The sequence below is a fragment of the Pseudomonas cuatrocienegasensis genome (assembly GCF_900110925.1).
Lineage (GTDB): Bacteria > Pseudomonadota > Gammaproteobacteria > Pseudomonadales > Pseudomonadaceae > Aquipseudomonas > Aquipseudomonas cuatrocienegasensis.
On record NZ_FOFP01000042.1, the window covers coordinates 1 to 3,811 of the forward strand.

Annotated in this window: 4 protein-coding genes; all 4 read left to right on the forward strand. The window is 54.9% G+C overall.

From position 1 onward, the window contains the following. Window positions 1-2,376 (forward strand): DUF637 domain-containing protein (locus BMW49_RS24290; RefSeq protein ID WP_244168419.1); only part of this gene is annotated, 2,376 nt, incomplete at its 5' end. A gap of 10 nt (window positions 2,377-2,386) precedes the next feature. Continuing rightward, window positions 2,387-2,584, forward strand: coding sequence for a DUF4926 domain-containing protein (locus BMW49_RS24295; protein WP_083251868.1), 198 nt, complete (start codon window positions 2,387-2,389; stop codon window positions 2,582-2,584). Window positions 2,585-2,625: 41 nt separating this feature from the next. Next, complete coding sequence (locus BMW49_RS24750) at window positions 2,626-3,048, forward strand: hypothetical protein (protein WP_139133886.1); 423 nt, start codon at window positions 2,626-2,628, stop codon at window positions 3,046-3,048. Window positions 3,049-3,057: 9 nt separating this feature from the next. Further along, on the forward strand, window positions 3,058-3,465 hold the full coding sequence (locus BMW49_RS24300; protein ID WP_083251869.1) for a hypothetical protein: 408 nt from the start codon (window positions 3,058-3,060) through the stop codon (window positions 3,463-3,465). Window positions 3,466-3,811 lie beyond the last annotated feature (346 nt).

A 3,811-nucleotide genomic window follows, 5' to 3' on the forward strand; every position in this document is an offset into this window, starting at 1 on the left:
AAGAGCCTGGGCGTCGGCGTCAGCCTGTGCATACCGCCGTTCTGCGCCGGCGCCAGCTCCATTTCCGGCAACGTCGGTAAGACCGATATCGACTCCGAATACGCCAGTGTCACCGAGCAGTCAGGCATCAAAGCCGGCGATGACGGCTTCCAGATCAACGTAGGCGGCAATACCGACCTGGTCGGCGGCGTGATCGCCAGCAGCGACAAGGCCGTGGAGGAGGGCAACAACCGTCTTGTCACGGCCAGCCTGACCAGCCGCGACATCAAGAACAAGGCCGAATACGACGCCAGCACCGTCAGCCTGGGCGGCGGCTACAACGAAGTCGGCAAAGACCAGCAAGGCCAGGTTCAGAGCGGCGGCGGACAAACCCCCGGCACCGATCTGGCGAAAAACGAGAACAAGATCGGCGCCACCATGCCGATTGCCATCAGTGCCAGCGACAGCGCCAGCAGCGTGACCCGCAGCGGCATCAGTGGTGGCGCCCTCGTCATCAGCGACGAAGCCGAGCAGCAGAAACGCACCGGTCAGAGCGCGGAACAAACCGTCGCCAGCCTCAACCGCGACGTGTCCAGCGATCGTGACGGCAGCAACGCGCTCAAGCCGATCTTCGACGAAGACGAAATCCGTGCCGGCTTCGAGATCGTCAGCGCGTTCTCCAACGAAGCCAGCACCTTCCTGGCCAATAAAGCCCGTGAAGCGGACAGCAAACGCGAACAGGCCAAAGCGCTGCAGGAAAAAGCCGATACCACGAATGGGCTCAGCGACGCCGAGCGCATGCAACTGCAATTCGGTGCCAAACAACTGGCGGCCGAAGCCAACGCCATCTCCGAAAACTGGGGCGCTGGCGGTACCTACCGGCAGATCACCACCGCCCTGATCGGCGCCGCCGGCGGCAACATCAGCGCCGGTAACGCCGCATTTGTCCAGGGCCTGGTGGTCAATTACGTGCAGCAGCGTGGCGCGGGCCTCATCGGCGATCTGGTGGCTGATGGTGAACTCACCGAAGGCTCCCCATTACACGCTGCCCTGCACGGCATCGTTGCCTGCGCAGGAGCTGCTGCCAGCAGCCAGAGCTGTGGCAGCGGCGCGGCCGGTGCAGCCACCTCAAGCCTGCTGACCGGGCTGTTCTCCGAAAGCAGCCCGGATGAAAGCGAAGAACAACGCGAAGCCAAACGCAACCTGATCGTCAGCCTGGTGACCGGTCTGGCAGCGAGCAGTGCATCTATCGACCCGACCACGGCCACCACCGCGGCGGGCGCGGCGGTGGACAACAACTGGCTGGCGACGCAGCAAATCGTGCAGATGAAGAAGGAATATGAAGAGGCCCAAGGGTTGGCGGCCAAACTGCAGGTGGCCGGCAAATGGGCGTACATCAGCGGCAAACAGGACGTGCTGACCCAGGTGGGTATCGGCAAAGGCCTGGCAGAGTCCGGGTGGAATGATATCGAGGGTCTCGCACAATTCGCGATGAACCCCCTCGATGGACTTAAGGGTCTCGGCGAACTGATCAATAACCCAGAGGCCAGAGCACAGTTTGGCGACAGCGTAATCAATGAACTCAACGGCAAAATAGCAACGATCAAAACCGCGCTGGAGCACGGCGGTGATGAAAACGCCGAAGCGTTAGGCAAAGCCATCGGCGAAATTGCCTGGCAGGTGGGCGGTATTGTTACAGGCGTGGGAGGACTGGCGAAAGGCGGTGTGGCACTGGCCAAGGTGGGTATCAAGGTCGGGGCGCAGCAGCTTGATAAAATGGCTGAGGTCGCTAGGATTGAACAGCTTGCAGCGAAGAATGCTAAAAATCCGAATCCGATGAGTCCGATGACGGACTCGGAGACGACGATTATTCCTGATCGGAAGGTTTTGGAGGGGAAGCCAAACCCCCCGGATAAGGTTTCACAAGGAGTCGAAGGGAGTTCTGGTGCAGAAGCGACAGGCGAAGTAGCTACTACCGTGCCGCATACTCCGCTAGCAGGTCCGACAGGTAACTGGAAAAATTACACTCACGCAGAGGCTGTCATTCAGACCCAAGCATCGGGCCGGTTGGTAAATGCAGAAAAAGCGGTTATTGATCCGAACAAAGTTACATCTTATGCATTGAATACAACACATCCTGTTGGCGGTAACAAAGCAAAAGTCTTTGAGTCGGCGCTGGGTTATAACCAAACGAATGCTGCAAGTTTGATAGCGAAAGTGCAGGAGGGTGCAAAGCTATATCCTGCCAAGTTAGGGGCTTCTGATAAATTTGGTCAGCGTATAACTATAGATATGCCAATAACAGGGCCAAACGGTAATACGGCAACTGTCCGTACAGGCTGGATATATGATCCTGGCTCTGCCACACCTAGGATGACGACCCTCTATGTCAAGTAAGGAGTGTAAGGTGGATTATTCGCTTTTTGATGTAGTTGTGTTAGTCGAGGATATCCCAGAGGAGGGGCTGCGTGCTGGGATGAAGGGGGCGATTATAGAGATATATAGTCAGCCAGTTGAGGGCTATGAAATAGAGTTTTGCGACGAGCAGGGGCGCACAGTTGCGCAGCTGGCATTATCCTCTGATCAATTCCAGCTCGATAAGTAGGTGCAAAAGGAACTGTTAGCGCGCTGGAAACCACCAGCCCCGTGGCCATCAGTGGCAAACGTACCATCGATAAAGCGCAAAGCTATGAAGGTGGTGTTCGAGATATATATGGAAGTGTTCCATATGCTGATCGTCAGTACACAACAGTCATAAATGGAAAGCGAGTGAATGGCGTCGCGGATAACGTAACGATTGTTGACGGGAAGCGAACTGCTGTTGAGGCTAAATTTGTAGAGGATTGGGGGAATTCTATTCGGAACCCGGTTAGCTCTTCAGGCACGAAGCCTTGGTCAGTTGCAGAGCAAACCAAGATGGTAGATCAAGCGAAGAAATATTCATCAGGTTTTGAAGGCGGCGTTGTTTATCATACGAATAGCCCAGAGCTAGCTAGTCAGTACTCGAAGGTATTTAAAGAGGCAGGCGTTACAAACTTCAAGTTTGTGATTACGCCTGTGAAAAATTGAGGTTCCGTTATGAGCGATAAACTCGAAGAGTTAGAGGTAATACTTGGTGGGAAGCTGGAGAGGGCAGATGCGAGGGTTGTTCCTGGAACTGATGGTGCATCTACTCGTGAGGCTATTTATTTTTCCGATGACGGGAAGAGTAAGTTTAGAAAGCAGTTTAAGAATATAACGTGCTTTACTGAGCCGCCTAATGCAACGTGTGGCGGTATCAATGAAGCTGGGTGTGATATTACACCCCCAGATGGCCCGCTTTTTCATGCAGCCATATATCACGGCGATCTTTCCGGCTGGCGGAAGGACATAGAGGAGGGTGCCAGGGGGCTTGGTTTACTTCTTGCTCGAATAGAGGGCGATAAATTTGTTATCTCAGATGGACGCTCATTCCCTCTGTCAGAATGCAAGATAGAGTTCACCTGAAATAAATAGCCCCGACACTGCCGGGCCTATTTATTTCACTGTCCCGTCCAAGCATCCAATAGACTTCTCCGCCACCCTGGTGGGGAAGTTTTCTCCCTCAGGCCATCTTGGTTTACCGCCTTGACCTGTCACCCGTCGATTTTTTTCGTTGACGCCCCGGCGTTTCCCGTCGAAATCCCTCCATTTTTCACCCAAGGGCCGAGTTGAGCCCGCCTGTCCGTGGACAGCTGTCTGATAAATGCCTGTTTGTTCGTAAGCGCTCCATAACCCCCATCTACAAATGACATGCAGCACCCTTGATGCTGAGCTCCCATTTCTTGCTGGAGCTCACCCTCATGATGCGTCC